Here is a 17,433-nt window from a genome sequence, read left to right as displayed (position 1 = left end):
CGGTCACGGCTCGAAACCGTCGGCGAACAGCAGGTCCGGATCGGTCGGGCCGAGCGCGCCGGCGTAGCTGAGGTTCTGCGCGAGCACGTCCAGGCTGCCGGCGTCGTTGCCGCTGCCCTCGCTCCAGATGTAGGCCGCATAGCCGGCCTGGCTGGTCGCGCCGGCCAGGCGCGAGGTGCGATTGGCGCGGCTCTTCAGCGACACGCGCTGGGGCCAGACCTCCGCGCCCGCCGCGTCCAGCCGCAGCGTCGTGATCGGATTGGCGGCGACCGAGGTGTTGCCGGTGACCCAGGCCGCCAGCAGGCCGTTCGGCGCCGGCAGCGCGACCAGCTGCGACAGCGCGTTGGCGCCGTTGGTCGAGATCGTCATCGGCACCAGTTCGCGGCCGCCGTCGGCCCAGATCCGCACGCCGCCGGCGTCGATGCGCTGCGCGTAGAGGCCGTCGTAGCTCTGCTGGTTGATCGTGGTGCCGTCGATCCAGATCAGGTGGGTAGTGCCGGTGACCGGATCGTAGGTGGCGCTCGGGCTGTAGTGGCCTTTGCTGGCATCGGTGGTCGCGAGCACGCCGTCGGCGCCGAAGCGGCGGCCGCCGTCGGCGTCGATGTGCTGTACGCGGACGTTGAACGCGACGCCGCTGGCGTCGTAGTACGCGAACACCGCGCCGCCGGCGCCATCCGGGATCATTTTCGGGAAGTAGCCGGCCTGCAGGTTGCCGCTGTCGGCGACGCGCACGCCGTCGGTGCCCCACAGCGGTGCGCCGTCGGCCGATGCGAACTTCTGCGCGCGCAGGATCCGCGTGGAACCGGACTGGTTGCTCCAGGCGACGATCGCGTCGCCGTTGCCGGCTCCCTTGATGTCGGCCATGAACTTGAAGCCGGTCGCCGGGCCCGGCACGGTCACGCCGGTAGCGCCCCATTGCGGCTGGCCGGCGGCGTCGAGCTTCTGCACGCGGCCCTCGCCGGCGTCGTTCATCCAGGCCGCCAGCGCACTGCCGTCGGCGCCGGCCGCGACATAGGAGACGACCGCGCCTTCGCCGAGCGTCGAGACCGCGATGCCGCCGGCACCCCAGGCGGCATCGCCGTCGGCGTCGATCTTGACGACGACGATGCGCTCGTCGCTGGCGCCCTGGGTGCAGCACTGGAACGAGAGCAGGGCGTCGCCGGCCGCGTCGACCGCGAAGCCGTAGTCGGTCGTCGAGCTGTAGCTGCGATCGGCGACGCGGATGCCGCCCGGCGCCCACAGCGCGTTGCCCTGCGCGTCGAGCCGCTGCAGGCGCACGTCGTAGCCGCCGTCGCTATTGTCGAACCAGCTCACGTAGAAGCCGCCGTCGGCGCGCGGCAGGATCTTGGCCTGGGTCTCCTCGCCGCCGCGGTCGGCGATCACCAGATTCACGGCCGGGTCGGACGACCAGGCCGCGAGCGCGGCACCCGCACCCGCTATCAGGCTGACGGACAGGGCGGCGAACGCCCAGCGACGGATCGGGGACGGACGCATGCGGGAGAATCCTCATCGAAGACGGGCGGGCACCCCAGCGCCCCCTCCGGCCCCTTGCCGGAGTGTGCGGCCCGTCACAGTATGTCCCGATTCGCCCGGCGTGACGAGTCCGCCGATGCGCCCGCCGTCAGCGGCCGCGCGCGGCTTGGCCGCCGAACTCGCGGCGCAGCCAGTCGTCGAGCAGGCGCTTCTCGTAGCGTAGCGAGTCGCTGTCATTGGCGTTGCTGCGGCTCAGGAACGCCGGATCGCGCAGCTTGGCATCGCCCTCGCGCAGCGTCGCGCCGTCGCTGCCGATCAGCCGGTAGTGCAGGTCGATGCGCGGCGGATAGATGTCCTTGACGATGCGCACCTCGTCGAAGCGCGGACCGTGCCAGGGCTCGTAGTCGCCGGCCAGCTTGATATCGGTGAACCTGACCTGGAGCCGCTCGCCGGCCGGCACGACCTGGTCGGCGCGGTGGCGCAGATGGGCGGCAAGCTTCTCGAGCCATTCGATCGGCGGCTGGCGCTGCGGACGGACCGCCTGGCGGACTTCGGACAGTTCATCGGGCGGGTTCCAGCTGACCTCGATGCGTGAATCGGCGGCGGCCGGCGCCGGTGCGGCCGTGGTGAGACCGGCCGTCGCCGCGGCGGCCGCCGAGAGCGTCAGAAAAGCGAAGCGTTGCAGAGTGTTCATGATCGGACCTCGGGTGGATCGGCGCGCGGATCGCGGCCGCCAGCGATGGAGATGACGGCCCGTCCGCGTGTCCACAAGGACGTCGGCCGGCCATCGACCGTTGCAGGACAGGCGAGGCCGCCCGGTTCCGCCGCTTCGGCGTGCCGATGGTGCAGGCGCAGCCGGCCGCTTCAGTCCGGCAGCTCGAGGCTCACGCGCAGGCCGCCGAGCGGACCGGCGCGAAGTTCGATCCGGCCGCCGTAGGTCTCGGCGATGTCGGCCGCGATCGCCAGGCCCAGACCCGATCCCTCGACCGATTCGTCGAAGCGGCGGCCGCGCCGGCTCGCCTGTGCGATCTGGTCGGGCGCGAGGCCCGGACCGTCGTCGTCGATCGTCACGCGCAGCAGCGCGCCCTCGCGCGCCGCCGTCACCTCGACGCGCGAGCGCGCCCATTTGCCGGCGTTGTCGAGCAGGTTGCCGAGCATCTCGTCCAGATCGGTCGGCTCGCCGCGCCAGTGCGCGTCGGCGTCGGCGTCGAGCCGCCACCGCAGCGCGCGGGTCTCGTGCAGGCGCCGCATCAGCTCGATCAGGGCCTCGATGCGTGCGGCGACCGGCAGTCGCCGGCGTTCACCGGCGCCGCTGCCGGCGCGCGCCAGATGACGGTCGATCAGCCGGCTCATGCTGCGCACCTGGGCCGCGATCGGCTCGCCGCCGGCGGCCGCGTCGGCGGCGATCAGCGCCAGCGGCTTCTTGAGCGCATGGGCCAGATCGGCCGCATGGCTGCGCGCGCGCGCGGTCACCCGCGCATTGCGTTCGAGCACCGTGTCGAGCTCGACCGCGAGCGGATCGAGATCGGGACCGAAACCGCTGCCGACGCGGTCGGCCTGGCCGCTCTGCACTGCCGCGACCGCGCCGCGCAGGCGCGTCAGCGGATGCAGGCCGATACGCACCTGCATCCAGGTCGCCGCGACCAGCGCCAGTACCAGGCCGGCCAGCGTGCTCGCGAGCAGCTGGTCGAAGCCGCGCCGCTCGCGGTCGACCTCCTCGGCCGGTCCGAACACCCACAGCACGGCCGGCGTGGCCTCGACCTCGATCGCGCGCCCGATGCCGAGCAGCGGCTCGCCGCGCGGACCGGTCACGCGCAGCAGCGATCCCGGCGGCGCCGGTGGCACGCTCAGGTCCGCATCCCACAGCGAGCGCGAATGCAGCGGTTCGCTGCCCTGCGTCAGCTGCCAGTACCAGCCGGAGAAGATCCGGCTGAACTCGTCGGCAGCGCGCGGCTCGTCGTGCACGATGCGGCGCCCGCCCCCGCCGTGCAGGCGCGCGGCGACGCGGTCGGCGTGTTCGGACAGGCGCTGTTCGAAGCCGCGCAGCAGCACCGCATGCAGGTTCTCGCGCAGCAGCCAGCCGCCGATGCCGGCGACCAGCAGGGCGGCCAGGATGCCGAGCGCCAGCAGCCGCGTGCCGAGGCCCGGGCGTCTCATCCGGACGGCGGCGCCGGCGCGCTCAGGCGGAAGCCCAGTCCACGCTCGGTGTGGATCAGCGGCCGGCCAAGCTTGCGGCGGATCCGGCCGATCAGCACGTCGACCGTATTGGAGTCCGGTTCCAGATCGCGCGCATAGACGTGCTCGCCGATCTCGCTGCGGCTGACGACCTGATCGGGGCGGTGCATCAGATAGGCCAGGATGCGCTGCTCCTGGGCGGTCAGCGCCAGCGGCTGGCCGTCGAGCGTGAAACGCGAGGACAGCGTGTCGAACGCGAGCGCGCCCACGCGCAGCACCGGATCGGCATGGCCGCGCGTGCGCCGCACCAGCGCGCGCAGGCGCAGCACGACCTCCTCCAGATGCAGCGGCTTGGTCAGGTAGTCGTCGGCGCCGGCGCCGAAGCCGGCCAGCTTGTCGCTCCAGCGCCCGCGCGCGGTCAGGATCAGCACCGGCAGGTCGCGGCCGTGCTCGCGCCAGTGGTGCAGCACCGAGATGCCGTCCTGGCCCGGCAGGCCGAGGTCGAGCACGGCCGCGTCGTAGTCTTCGGTGCAGCCGAGGAACGCGGCCTGGCGGCCGTCGCCGGCGATCTCGACCAGCAGTCCGGCCTCCTCGAGAACCTCGCGCAGGCGGCCGGCGAGGATCGCGTCGTCCTCGACCAGAAGGACGCGCATCAGTCCGCTTCGCCTTCGTGCAGGATCTCACCGGTGACCGCATCGACGCGCAGCTCGACGGTGCGGCCGTCGGCACCGCGGATGTCGATCTCGTAATAGCGGCGGCCCTGCCGGTCACGTTCGAGCTCCACCTCGACGATCGTGCCGGGGTGATGCGCGGCGAGCGCGTCGAGCACGTCGGGCAGCGGCCGCACCGGTTCGCCGCCGGCCGGGCCGTGGCTGCCGTCGTCGAGCAGGCGGCCGTCGCGCGCGTCGACGACCAGCTCCAGCGTGCGGCCGTCGGCGGTCAGCAGCTCGATCTCGTAGATCGCGCGGTCGTCGCGGTCGCGCTCGAGCTCGACGTCGAGGATCTTGCCGGGATGCGCCGCGAGCAGCGTGCGCAGGATCGGCGCCAGCGGCATCAGCGCGTCGTCGTCGGCCGCGCGCGGCTCGATCACCAGGCCGCTGGCGGCATCGACGCTGATCTCGAGCTTGCGGCCGTCCTCGTCGAGCAGCTCGATGTCGTAGATGCGGCGGCCGTCGCCGCTGCGGTCGATCTCCACGTCGAGGATGCGGCCGGGATAACGCGACTGCACCGCGGCGAGGATCTCGGCGAGCGGGCGGATCTCGCCGGCTTCGACCGCGCGGCGGATCGCATCGTGCTCGCCGGCCTGGGCCGGGGTCAGCGCATAGAGCGCCAGGAAGAGGGCGGTTCGCAACATGCGGCGATGCTCGGGACGAGGGTCTAAACGCGTTGTGAACGCAGCCGTCAAAACCGGTTTAGACGCCGATCGGGAAGCTGCGGCCTCCGGCGATCGGCCGGTTCCGATGGATTCCGTCCCATGCATGCTATCAAGTCTCTCGTTCTCGCCTTCGCACTGGCCGGCGCCGCCGCGCCGGTACTGGCCGAAGACGCCGCCGAACCGGCGCAGGGCCCGGTCGACGGCGGTGCTCCCGATGCGCTGCTGCGTTTCGACGAGGCCGGCTATTTCGCGGTCTACGAACTCGGACTCGCGCACGGTTACTGGACCGCCGAGGCGACCCGCGCCGACGGCGTTCGCGTCGATCTGGTACTGGACGCCGCAACCGGCACGCTCTGGGCGACCGGCGGCAGCGGTGCCGACGCGCCGTTGACGGCGGCCGCGATCCGCGACCGTCTGGCCGCGGCAGGCTACCGCGACGTTCGCGACCTCGAACTCGACGACGGCTTTTGGGAAGCCGAGGCCCGCAATGGCGCCGGCCGTCGCGTCGACCTGATCGTGCACGCCTGGACCGGCGAGGTGGTCGATGAGCGCGTCGAGGGCGGCCCGGCCGCCGGTGCGCTGACCGCGGCACAGATCGTCGAGCGGCTGACCGCCGCGGGCTATCGCAACATCCGCGATCTGGAGTTCGACGACGGCGTCTGGGAGGCCGACGCGATCAATCCGGCCGGCGTGCGCGTCGAGCTGTGGATCGATCCGGTCAGCGGCGAAGTGCTGCGCGAAGAGCGCGACTGAGGCGGGATCGCGTCGGTCGAATCGCGCGGTGCCGTGCAGCGCGCCGCGCGCCGAGTAAGCAGCGGCCGGCGGACGTGATGCGCCGCCGGCCGTTCCCGGCGAGGCTGCGGTCTTTGCGCCGCGCGCGTGGTGAGTGCGGCGCTGCCGGCCGCAGACAGGATCGCCGGCGGACGGCCGGAGCGGTCGATCGACGCGCGGCGTCGCCCGACGAGGGCCGCGCGCATGCGTCCGCCGCGCGGCGCCGTCAGCGGCGGGCGCGCAGGCTGCGCGCCAATGCACGCGTGCGCGTCACGCAGGTCACGGCCGCGCCGAGTGCGATCAGCGCAGCCGCGATCGTCAATGCATGGCGGCTGCCGGCCATCGCCAGCTCGGCGGCGCCGAGCAGGCAGGCCAGCGTCAGCACCGCCATGCGGTGCGGCTTGGCCATCGGTCCGCGGAAGTCCTGGGCCAGGCCGAGGCTGCCGCCGGTGACGCGGATGTAGGCGGTCAGCGCCGCCAGCAGCGCGCCGAGCCAGCCGAGCCACGGCTGCGCGGTCGCATAGCCGAGCGCGACGATCAGCAGCGAGTCGGCGATGCGGTCCGGAAATTCGTTGTAGAGCGCGCCGAGCGGCGAGGACTTGCCGCCCTCGATCGCGACCATGCCGTCGAGCAGATTGCACAGCAGGCGCAGCTGCACGCACAGCGCGCACAGCACGAGGCCGGCCGGCGTCGGCCGCCACAGCAGCAGCGCGGCACCGGCGAGCGCGAAGGCGATGCTGGCGACCGAGATCTGGTTCGGCGTGAGCGGGCTGCGCGCGAGCGCACCGGCCAGCGCCTGCGCCCAGCGCGTGCCGCGCGAGGCCAGCGGCCGGCGGTTGGCGGAGTCGTTCATTGCGCGATCGTAGCCGATGGCGGCCGGCCGTGGACCGGTGCCGGGACGACCAACGGCACGGGCCGGCAGCATCGCGGGCCTGCCATGCTGCGCGCGAGCGGCCGCCGTCCGACGGCCCGATCCATGGAGATCCGACGATGACTGCATTTCCCCTGCGCCGATGGGCGATCGCCGCCATGGCGGCCTGGAGCGCGGCGAGCGTCGCGCAGCCCAGCGCCGCGCCGCCGCGCTACGAGACGCCTGCCGCCGAGCTGGTCGCGATCGTCGACGCGGCGCGTCCGCCGCAATTGTTCCTGAGCCCGCATCGAGATCTGGCCGCGCTGATGCAGGTGCCGTCGCTGCCGGGCATCGACGTCGTCGCGCAGCCGGAACTGAAGCTGGCCGGCCTGCGCATCCACCCGCGCACGCATGCGCAGAGCCGCTTCTCGTTCGGCTCGGACCTGTGGCTGCTCGATCTGGAGACGCGCAAGGAGATCCGCATCGCCGGGCTGCCGAAGCCGCTGGCGATCGCCGGCGTGCGGTGGTCGCCGGACCAGCGCCACCTCGCGTTCAATCACGTCGACCCCGCCAGCGGCGCCAACGAGCTGTGGGTGGTCGAGCTCGCCACGCACCGCGCGCGCCGGCTCGCCGGCGGACTCAACGCCGTGGCCGGACGCGGCTACAGCTGGCTGCCCGACAGCAGCGGCCTGTTCGCGCTGCTGCAGCCCGAAGGGCAGGGCGCGCCGCCGCCGTCGGACGGCACGCCGACCGGCCCGTCCGTACAGGAGACCGCGGCCGGCGCCGGCGTCAAGCAGATCCGCACCTATCCGGACCTGCTGCGCAACGAGGCCGATGCACGTCTGCTCGAGTTCTACCTGCGTTCGCAGATGGCGCGCATCGCGCTGGACGGCCGCATCGAGCGCATCGGCGAGCCGGCGTCGTGGCTGTCGGCCGAGCCTTCGCCGGACGGCCGCTACGTGCTGGCCCAGCGCGTCGAGCGCCCGTTCTCGTATTTGGTGCCGATCGACAGCTTCCCGCATCGGATCGAGGTGTTCGGCCGCGACGGCAGCCTGATTCGCGAGATCGCCGCGCTGCCGCTGGTCGAGGGCCTGCCGGTCGGCAACGATGCCGAACGCGAGGGCGTGCGCTCGATCGAATGGCGCGCCGATGCGCCGGCCACGCTGGTCTGGGCCGAGGCCCAGGACGGCGGCGATCCGTCGCGCGAAGCGGCCGTTCGCGATCACGTGCTGATGCAGGCGGCGCCGTTCGATCAGGCGCCGGTCGTGCTGGCGCGGCTGGCGCAGCGCTACGGCGGCGTCCTCTGGGGCGACGGCGATCTGGCGCTGATCCACGAGTACTGGTGGAAGACGCGCGCGATCAAGCTGTGGCGGGTCAAGCCCGATGCGCCGCAGACCGCGCCGCAGCTGCTGCGCGACGGCTCGTTCGAGGACCGCTACAACGATCCGGGCATGCCGGTGACGGTCACCGACGCCGCCGGCAACGCACGCGTGCTGCTGGCCGACGGCGGCCGCGCCTTGTTTCTGATCGGCGAGGGCGCATCGCCCGAGGGCGACCGGCCGTTCGTCGACCGGCTCGATCTGGACAGCGGCCGCAAGACGCGGCTGTTCCATTCGCAGGCGCCGTACTACGAGCAGCCCAAGGCACTGCTCGACGATCGCGGCGAACGCCTGCTGACGACGCGCGAGTCGCCGACCGAGCCGGCCAATTACATGCTGCGCAACGGCCGCCGCGCACCGATCGCGCTGACCCGCTTCGCGCATCCGACGCCGCAGCTCAAGGGCGTCAGCAAGGAGCAGATCCGCTACAAGCGCAAGGACGGCGTCGACCTGACCGGCACGCTGTATCTGCCGCCCGGCTACGATGCGCGCCGCGACGGTCCGCTGCCGCTGCTGATGTGGGCCTATCCGCAGGAGTTCAAATCGGCCGACGCGGCCGGCCAGGTCACCGACTCGCCGTACCGCTTCAACTTCATCAGCTACTGGGGACCGCAGGCGTTCCTCGCGCGCGGCTATGCGGTGCTCGACGATCCGTCGATGCCGATCGTCGGCGAGGGCGAAGCCGAGCCCAACGACACCTACGTGACCCAGCTCGTCGCCGGCGCCGAGGCGGCGATCGACGAGGTGGTCCGGCGCGGCGTCGCCGATCGCGACCGCATCGCGGTCGGCGGCCATTCCTACGGCGCGTTCATGACCGCCAACCTGCTCGCGCATACGCGGCTGTTCCGCGCCGGCATCGCGCGCAGCGGCGCCTACAACCGCACGCTGACGCCGTTCGGCTTCCAGTCCGAGGAGCGCAGCTACTGGCAGGCGCAGCCGGTCTACCAGGCGATGTCGCCGTTCAACTACGCCGACCGCATCGCCGATCCGCTGCTGCTGATCCACGGCGAGCAGGACAACAACTCCGGCACGTTCCCGATCCAGAGCGAGCGGATGTTCGCCGCGATCAAGGGCCTGGGCGGCACCGCGCGGCTGGTCATGCTGCCGAACGAGAGCCACGGCTACCGCGCGCGCGAGTCGGTGCTGCAGATGCTGGCCGAGACCGACCGCTGGCTCGAGCGCTACGTCAAGAACGCGCCGCCGCGCGCGCAGGCGGCGCCGTAGCGCGGCCGATGCAGCGGCCGGCGTCCTCGCCGGCAGGCAGCGCGCCATGGCTGCGGTCGCGGGCGTCGGTTTCAGCCGGCCGCCGCGATCGCCCGGACCGAAACGAAGAAGGGGCGCCGAGGCGCCCCTTCTTTCGTCGCGACGATGCCGCCGCGAAGACTTACTTGATCTTGGCGTCGGCGCGCAGCGCCTCGGCGCGATCGGTCTTCTCCCACGAGAACGCCGTGAAGGTCTCGCCGTCGGCCAGCGTGACCTGGTACGGCGTGCGGCCGAAGTGGCCGTAGCTGGCGGTTGCCTGGTACATCGGGTGCACCAGGTCGAGCATCTTGATGATGCCGTACGGGCGCAGGTCGAAGTGCTTGCGGATCAGCTTCTCGATCTTCTCGTCGGGGATCTTGCCGGTGCCGAACGTCGTGACCGAGATCGAGGTCGGCTCGGCCACGCCGATCGCGTAGCTGACCTGCACCTCGCAGCGGTCGGCGATGCCGGCGGCGACGATGTTCTTGGCGACGTAGCGCGCCGCATAGGCGGCCGAGCGGTCGACCTTGGACGGATCCTTGCCCGAGAACGCGCCGCCGCCATGGCGGGCCCAGCCGCCATAGGTGTCGACGATGATCTTGCGGCCGGTCAGGCCGCAGTCGCCGACCGGGCCGCCGATCACGAACTTGCCGGTCGGGTTGATGTGGTACTTGGTGCCCTTGTGCAGCCACTTGGCCGGCAGCACCGGCTTGAGGATCGTCTCGCGCACGGCCTCGACCAGATCCTTTTGCCGGACCGACGGATCGTGCTGGGTCGACAGCACCACCGCGTCGATCGCGACCGCCTTGCCGTCCTCGTAGCGCAGCGTGACCTGCGACTTGGCGTCCGGACGCAGCCACGGCAGCGGCGAGTTCTTCTTCTTGCGCACCTTGGCCTGCTGCTCGACCAGACGGTGCGAGTAGTAGATCGCCGCGGGCATGTAGTCCTTGGTCTCGTTGGTCGCGTAGCCGAACATCAGGCCCTGGTCGCCGGCGCCCTGTTCCTCGGGCTTCTTGCGGTCCACGCCCTGGTTGATGTCGGGCGACTGCTTGCCGATCAGGTTCAGCACGCCGCAGGTCTCGCCGTCGAAGCCGACCTGGGAGCTGTCATAACCGATGTCGAGGATGACCTTGCGCGTCAGCGTCTCCAGGTCGATCCATGCGCTGGTGGTGACTTCGCCGGCGACGATCGCCACACCGGTCTTGACCAGGGTTTCGCAGGCGACGCGGGCGCGCTTGTCCTGGGCCAGGATCGCGTCGAGAACGGCGTCGGAGATCTGGTCGGCGACCTTGTCCGGATGGCCCTCGGACACCGATTCTGACGTGAACAGGTAGCTGCTCATTGCGGCGAATATCCTTCTATACGGATGAATGGATGCTTGGGGGCGCGGATCATACACCAGTGCCGTTGCCGTCGCAGCAGCGCCCGCACAGCGCCAGCGGGGCTATGATCGTCCGGTTGCCGAGGGAGTGTCGCGGCGACTAGGGGCCACTCGATACACCAACGCACTGTGGGAGATCACCGAATGAACCGAACCACCCGGGCGCTGCGCCCGTTGTCCTTGTCGATCATACTGGCCTGTGCGGCCGGGTACGTACAGGCGCAGCCGTACATTCCCGCGCAGAACGCGGCGCTGACGCGCGGCGTCGTCGCCGCCGAGCGCCCGGCCGACCGCGAGGACGGACAGTACCTGAGCGACGGAGCCGCGCTTTCGATCCACACGCCTCGGTACACCGCGCAGCGTGCTGCGCCCGAGCAGATGGCGCGCGAGTACCTGGCCGCGCGTCACGGCGTGCTCGGGCTGCAGCAGGCCGAGCTCGACACGCTGGTCACGCACGAGGTGCGCGAGGGCGACGACTTCTCGGTCGTGCGCTTCAACCAGACCGCGCAGGGACTGCCGGTCTACGACAGCTGGCTGGCGGTCAGCGTGACGCCGGCCGGCAAGGTGATCTTCGTGTCCAACGGCACGCAGCGGGGGCTGCAGACCGTCGATACGGTGTCGCGCCGCAGCGGCGCGGACGCGATGTCGATCGCGCGCGCATACCTCGGCATCGCGGCCGACGCACGCATCCTGTTCGAGGACGTGCGCGAGGTCGTCTACCGCGCCCCGACCGGCACGCACCGCGTCTGGCAGACCACCGTGCAGGCGGTCGGCCTCGACGGCGCCTGGGAAGTGCTGGTCGATACGCAGACCGGCGAGATCCTGCGCGCCGAGGACACCAACGCCTACGCCGACGGCACGGCGATGGTGTTCTACCCCGATCCGCTGTCGTATACGCGCAGCACCTACAACAGTCCGGGCTACACCGACGGCGGTGACGCCGACACGACCCAGCTGACCGCTGCGCGCCATGCGGTGACGCTGCGCGATCTGACCTTCAGCGGCGGCGTGCACAGCCTGGTCGGTACCTATGCATCCTGCCTGGACTGGACCTCGCCTTCGGCCGGCGACTGCGTGACGCAGGCCTCGAGCGCCTTCAACTTCACGCGCAGCCAGGACGCGTTCGAAGGCGTCAACACGTACTACCACATCGATACCTACATGCGGTACGTGAACCAGACGCTCGGCGTCACCGCGGTGCCGAGCCCGAGCAACACCGCCGTGGTCTTCGATCCGCACGGCTTCAGCGGCCAGGACAATTCCAGCTATACGCCGGCGACGCGCCGTCTGCAGTTCGGCGAGGGCGGCGTCGACGACGCCGAGGACGCCGACGTGATCGTGCACGAGCTCGGCCACGGCCTGCATCACTGGCTGGCCGGCGTGATCTCTCAGACCGAAGGCCTGTCCGAGGGCGTCGGCGACTACTTCGCGCATTCCTACAGCGCGGATTTCCCGGGCCAGTGGACGCCGGCGGACCCGCAGTACTACTGGATGTTCAGTTGGGACGGCCACAACCCGTTCTGGGCCGGCCGCGTCGTCAACTGGCAGCTCAACCGCACCTATCCCGGCAACATCGGCAGCGGCATCCATGCGCAGGGCCAGTACTGGGCCTCGTGCAACTTCTATGCGCGCGAGCTGATCGGCGGCCAGGCGATGGATCGTGCGCACGCGCGCGGCCTGTCGATGACCACCGGCAGCGGCGTCAACCAGAAGACGGCCGCGCAGGCGGTCATCAACGCCGCCGCGGCGATGGGCTATACGGCCGATCAGGTCAACCAGATCGGCTTCGCGTTCAACTCCGGCAATGCCGGCGGCGCGCGCGGCTGCACCTACGGCGTGACCGTGCCCGAGGTGTCGGACGACACGATCTTCGAAAGCGGTTTCGAGTGAGGTTCCGCCGCCGCCCGTGCAATGCGGGCGGCGGCTGTCTCGGGGCGACCGGCCGCAGCGGCCGGCCGCTGCGACGTCAGCCCCAGCCCGGCGCCTCGACACCGCGCCGCGCCGGACGTGCGCGCAGGAATTCCAGACAGGCATCCTGGGTCAGCGGCCACGACAGCCAGTGGCCCTGCACCTCGTCGCAGCCCTGCTCGCGCAGGTACTCGATCTGCTCGGCCGACTCCACGCCCTCGGCGACGACGTTCAGTCCGAGCGAGTGCGCCATGTTGATGATCGTGGCGGTGATCGCCTCGTCGTCCGGATCGGTCGTGATGTCGCCGACGAAGGCCTTGTCGATCTTCAGCGTGTCGATCGGCAGCCGCTTCAGGTAGGCCAGCGACGAATAGCCGGTGCCGAAGTCGTCGATCGCCAGCGTGACGCCGACGGTCTTGAGCTGGCGCAGCGTCGTGATCGACTGCTCGGCATTGGCCATGACCATGCTCTCGGTCAGTTCCAGCTCGAAGCGGTTCGGCGCCACGTCGAACTCGGCGAGGATGTCGCACAGGCGCTGCGGCAGCTCGCCGCGCAGCAGCTGCAGCACCGAGACGTTGACCGACATGCCGATATCCTCGATGCCGGCGTCGCGCCAGCGCGTGAGCTGCGCGCAGGCCTCGCGCAGCACCCATTCGCCGACCTCGACGATCATGCCGGTCTCCTCGGCGATCGGGATGAACTCCGACGGCGAGATCAGGCCGAGCTCCTCGCTGTTCCAGCGCAGCAGCGCCTCCACGCCGGTGATGCGGTCGTCGAGCAGCGACAGCTTGGGCTGGTAGAGCAGGTGCAGCTCGCCGCGCTCGATCGCCTTGCGCAGCGCGCCGACCAGGGTCGCGCGCATCCGCGTGGAGGCGTCCATCGCCTCGGTGTAGAACATGTAGGTGTTGCGGCCGCGTTCCTTGGACTGGTACATCGCGGTGTCGGCGTACTTGAGCAGGTCCACCGAGAACTGCCCGTGGTCCGGGTACAGGCTGATGCCGATCGACGGCGAGATCACGACGTCCTGGCCGTTGCCGAGCTCGAGCGGCTGGCTGAACGCGGAGATGATCTTCTGCGCGACGCGCTCGGCCTCGTGGAAGTCGACGATGTCGAGCACGACGGTGAACTCGTCGCCGCCGTGGCGCGCGACGGTGTCGCTGTCGCGCACGATGCGGCGCAGCCGCGCGCCGGCCGCCTTGAGCAGGCGGTCGCCGGCGGCATGGCCCATCGAGTCGTTGACGTGCTTGAAACGGTCCAGATCCAGGAACAGCACGGCGACCTTGCGGCCGCTGCGGCGCGAACGGACGATCGCATGCGCGAGCCGCTCGGACAGCAGCGAGCGGTTCGGCAGGCCGGTCAGCATGTCGTAGTTGGCGAGGTAGCGCAGCTCCTGCTCGGAGCGCTTGCGGTCGGTGATGTCGGTCAGCACGCCGACGTAATGCGTGCGCACGCCGTCGGCGTCGCAGACCTCGCTGAGCTGCAGCAGGCACAGGAATTCGCTGCCGTCCTTGCGGCGCTGCCACAGCTCGCCGTTCCAGTGGCCGGTGCGCGCCTGCGTCGCGCGCAGTTCCTCGTAGAACTCGGCCGTGTGCTGGCTGCAGTCGAGGATCGAGGTCGGACGGTCGACGACCTCTTCCTCGCGCCAGCCGGTCATCTGCGTGAAGGCCGGATTGACCGAGACGAAGCGCGATTCGAGATCGGTCACGACGACCGCCTCGCTCATGCTGCGGATCACCTCCAGCGCGATGCGGCGTTCGCGGTCGGCGGCGCGCGAGCGCGTGATGTCGCGCGCGGTGCCGCACAGCCGCAGCGGCCGGCCGGCGGCGTCGCGCTCGACGACCTTGCCGCGCGCCATGACCCAGATCCATTCGCCGCTGCGGCGGCGCAGGCGGTGCTCGGACTCGTAGATCTCGGTCTCGCCGTCCAGATGCGCGCGGACCCGCTCGCGCATGCCCTGCAGATCGTCCGGATGCACTGACTGCTGCTGCCACTGGTCGATCGGAATCTCGTCCTGCGGATTGCCGCTCATCAGCAGGCGGCTGCCGAACCGCAGCAGCACGCCGCGCTGGATATTCCAGTCCCAGAACTCGTCGCCCGAGCCCCACAGCACCATGCGCAGGCGGTCCTCGCGCTCGCGCAGCTCCTGGTGATGATGGCGGATCGCCGCGTTGCGGCTGGCGCGCAGCGCGAGCGCCAGCGCGATCAGGCCGGCCGCGCTCAGCGCATAGACCAGCTTGGCCAGGTCGCTGGCCCACCACGGCGCCTCGACGACCAGATCGGCTTCGGCCTGCGGCGCCGCCCGGCCGTCCGGGCGATCGGCTGCGCGCACGCGGAAGCGGTAGTGGCCCGGATCGAGATTGGCATAGACCGCCTCGCCCTGGTCGCCGGCGTCGACCCAGCCGGCGTCGAAGCCTTCGAGCCGGTAGCTGAGGCGCCGGTTCGCCGATGCGGCGAAGTCCAGCGTCGCGAACGACAGGTGCACCATGCCGTCCTCGTGGCGCATCTGGACCGGACCGGTGATCGTGTCCACGCGCGGCTGCGCGCCGATCCGCACGCCGGTGATCACGACCGGCGCCTCGTAGCGGCTCGCGGTGATCTTGGCCGGCTGGAACAGGTTGAAGCCGCGCAGCCCGCCGAACGCCATGCGTCCGTCGCGCAGGCGCAGCGCGGCGCCGCCGTTGAACTCCAGATCCTGCAGCCCGTCTCCGGACGCGGTCGTATGGAACGTGGTGCTGGCGCGGTCGAACCAGGTCAGGCCGCGGTTGGTACTGAGCCAGACCCGGCCGAGCGGATCCTCGAGCAGCGCGTAGACGGTGTCGTCGGGCAGTCCGCTTCCGCGCGTCCAGCGCGTGAAGCGCGCCGATTGCTCGCCGAGCGCGTCGAGCCGGTCCAGTCCGCCATGGGTGCCGATCCAGAGGCGGCCGTCGTGATCCTCGAGCAGCGAGCGCACGATGTTGTTGGACAGCGAGCGCGGATCGCCGGGCACGTAGCGGAACGCGCGCACGCGGCCGCTGGCGGGATCGATCAGACGCAGGCCGTCGAGCGTGCCGGCCCAGATGCGGCCCTGCCGGTCCTCGATCAGCGCGAACACGCTGTTGCGCGCGTGCGGTGCCGCGGGGTCGACCGGATCGTCGAACACCTGCCAGGTGCCGGTGGCCGGATCGCCGCCGGCGAGGCGGCCCGAGCGCGTGCCGTACCAGATCCGGCCGTCGGTCGCGCGCAGCACCGAGAGCACGTCGGCCGTGCGCGTCTTGCGGCGCGTCTCCTCGGCCAGCGTCACCGTGGTCGCGCTGCCGGTCTTCGGATCGAACAGGCTCAGGCCGTACTCGCTGGCGACCAGGATGCGTCCGTCGCCGGCGTCGGCCAGCCGGTTCACGCGCAATCGGGCGAGGCCGGTCTGCGGGCGCAGCGACTCGAGCAGCGGCTTGAGGTAGTAGGCGAAACGGCCGCTGTGCGGATCGTAGCGCTTGAGGCCGTCGCCCTCGGTGCCGAGCCAGAGCTGGCCGTCGCCGTCCTCGAGGATCGTGCGGATGTTGTTGGTCGGCGCGAACGCGCGCGATTCGTCCAGATCGGCGATGTACGGCAGCGGTGCGCCGTCCGGATTGACGCGGAGCAGTCCGTGCGCGCGCATGCCGATCCAGAGCAGGCCGGAGCGGTCGACCGCGAGGCTGCGGATCGTCGTGTCGGGCAGGTAGCCGGGCAGGGCCCGGCTCGGGCCGAGCAGGCGCGCCGTGCCGGTCTTCGGATCGACCAGCACCAGGCCCTGTCCCGACACCGCCAGCCAGAGCCGGCCGTGCACGTCCTCGCCGATCGCGCGTACCGCCGCGTCGCGCCCGGACCACACGCCGCGCGTCGAGCCGTCGGCGCCCAGCGCGATCAGGCCGTCGCCGGTGCCCGCGTACACGGTGCCGTCGGCGGAGGCGTGGAACGCATAGGTGGCGCGCGTCTCGGGCAGGCGTTCGAGCTCGCCGGCACCCGCGGCCAGGCGCCAGACGCCGGCCGTGGTGCCGACCCACAGCGCGCCGTCGGCGGTCGCGCGCAGTGCGGTGATGTCGGCGGGCGCGCCGTCGACCTGCGGCGAGTTCACGCGCCGCAGCGTCGCGCCGTCGCCTGGCGACACCGCGCGCAGGCCGGCATCGTCGGCGACCCACAGCGCGTCGCGGCCGTCGAATGCGAGCGCCTGCACGTTGATCAGGCGCAAGCCCGGCTCGACACCGGGTGGCGTGTACCAGGCGCCTTCGCTGGCCGGGTCGAGCCGGGCCAGGCCATGCGTCAGCAGACCGGCCCAGAGGCGGCCCTCGCCGTCGACCGCGAGCGAGGTCACGACGACGCCGGACAGGTCGGGCTGGCCGTCCTGACGACCGTCGAAGCGCACGAAATGGCGGCCGTCGTAGCGGTACAGGCCCGACTCGGTGCCGACCCACAGGTAGCCGATCCGGTCCTGCGCGATCGCGTGCACGGTGCTCTGGCCGAGCCCCTGCTCGCGGCCGACGCCCTCGAACACGTAGTCGCGCTGCACGGCCGTGGCCGGACCGCCGCCCAGGACGAGCGCCGCCGCGAGCAGCGCGCGCAGCACACGCGATCGTCGTTGACCTGTCGGCAGCATGCTCGTGGTGTCTCCCCGGAACCGTCCGTCGCTCGAAAACGCCTGTGTCCCGCGCTCGATTCCGTGCCGGGTCGACCGATGCGCATTCGGTCCGGCATCGCCGGCGCGCCGCACGCCGGCCATTGGCGGCCGCGTGCCGCGGATGGACGGGCATCGTCGGCCCGAGTGTAGGCAATCGCTATCGCGGTGACTACCGGGCAGCGCCGCAACGGCGCGGCGCGTCCGGCCGGCGCGGCGCGCGATGTTAAGATTCGCGGGGTTTCCCTGCGGGTC

General features: G+C 71.4%; 11 protein-coding genes. 3 read left to right on the top strand and 8 right to left on the bottom strand.

The genetic code is table 11. The features are described from left to right. Nucleotides 1–3: 3 nt before the first annotated feature. The 5 genes from VMR06_RS05930 to VMR06_RS05910 form a co-directional block, all read right to left on the bottom strand. Nucleotides 4–1,494, bottom strand: coding sequence for a hypothetical protein (locus tag VMR06_RS05930; protein WP_325374040.1), 1,491 nt, complete (start codon nt 1,492–1,494; stop codon nt 4–6). Nucleotides 1,495–1,621: 127 nt separating this feature from the next. Next, entirely contained in the window at nt 1,622–2,167 is a 546-nt protein-coding gene (locus VMR06_RS05925) for a DUF3016 domain-containing protein (RefSeq protein ID WP_325374038.1), read from the bottom strand. Nucleotides 2,168–2,337: 170 nt separating this feature from the next. Continuing rightward, a complete protein-coding gene (locus tag VMR06_RS05920) occupies nt 2,338–3,630 on the bottom strand; it encodes a sensor histidine kinase (RefSeq protein WP_325374036.1) in 1,293 nt (430 codons plus the stop codon). Then, a complete protein-coding gene (locus VMR06_RS05915; protein WP_325374034.1) occupies nt 3,627–4,301 on the bottom strand; it encodes a response regulator transcription factor in 675 nt (224 codons plus the stop codon). The genes VMR06_RS05920 and VMR06_RS05915 overlap by 4 nt, the downstream gene beginning before the upstream one ends. Then, nucleotides 4,301–5,002: a PepSY domain-containing protein gene (locus VMR06_RS05910; RefSeq protein WP_325374032.1), complete on the bottom strand. Its 702-nt coding sequence runs from the start codon at nt 5,000–5,002 to the stop codon at nt 4,301–4,303. The genes VMR06_RS05915 and VMR06_RS05910 overlap by 1 nt, the downstream gene beginning before the upstream one ends. A gap of 120 nt (nt 5,003–5,122) precedes the next feature. On the opposite strand from VMR06_RS05910, the gene VMR06_RS05905 reads away from it, so the two are divergent. Continuing rightward, nucleotides 5,123–5,776, top strand: coding sequence for a PepSY domain-containing protein (locus VMR06_RS05905; protein ID WP_325374030.1), 654 nt, complete (start codon nt 5,123–5,125; stop codon nt 5,774–5,776). Between the two features lie 244 nt (nt 5,777–6,020). Here VMR06_RS05905 and VMR06_RS05900 read toward each other — a convergent pair whose 3' ends face one another. Then, on the bottom strand, nt 6,021–6,647 hold the full coding sequence (locus VMR06_RS05900) for a CDP-alcohol phosphatidyltransferase family protein (protein WP_325374027.1): 627 nt from the start codon (nt 6,645–6,647) through the stop codon (nt 6,021–6,023). Nucleotides 6,648–6,784: 137 nt separating this feature from the next. Between VMR06_RS05900 and VMR06_RS05895 the strand changes: the two genes are divergently transcribed. Further along, entirely contained in the window at nt 6,785–9,247 is a 2,463-nt protein-coding gene (locus VMR06_RS05895; RefSeq protein ID WP_325374023.1) for an alpha/beta hydrolase family protein, read from the top strand. 160 nt (nt 9,248–9,407) lie between these two features. On the opposite strand, the gene metK is transcribed toward VMR06_RS05895, so the two are convergent. Next, the gene (gene metK, locus VMR06_RS05890; protein WP_325374021.1) at nt 9,408–10,607 is read right to left on the bottom strand and encodes a methionine adenosyltransferase; all 1,200 of its coding nucleotides are present in this window, start codon (nt 10,605–10,607) and stop codon (nt 9,408–9,410) included. Nucleotides 10,608–10,790: 183 nt separating this feature from the next. On the opposite strand from metK, the gene VMR06_RS05885 reads away from it, so the two are divergent. Next, on the top strand, nt 10,791–12,536 hold the full coding sequence (locus VMR06_RS05885; protein WP_325374018.1) for a hypothetical protein: 1,746 nt from the start codon (nt 10,791–10,793) through the stop codon (nt 12,534–12,536). 76 nt (nt 12,537–12,612) lie between these two features. Here VMR06_RS05885 and VMR06_RS05880 read toward each other — a convergent pair whose 3' ends face one another. Further along, nucleotides 12,613–17,160 carry an EAL domain-containing protein gene (locus VMR06_RS05880; RefSeq protein ID WP_325374016.1) on the bottom strand — a complete coding sequence of 1,516 codons (4,548 nt, stop codon included), beginning with the start codon at nt 17,158–17,160 and terminating at the stop codon, nt 12,613–12,615. Nucleotides 17,161–17,433 lie beyond the last annotated feature (273 nt).

It is taken from the genome of Dokdonella sp. (assembly GCF_035511235.1).
Lineage (GTDB): Bacteria > Pseudomonadota > Gammaproteobacteria > Xanthomonadales > Rhodanobacteraceae > Dokdonella.
Note: the sequence above shows the minus strand (reverse complement) of the source record. Positions and strands in the feature narration are given on the sequence as shown.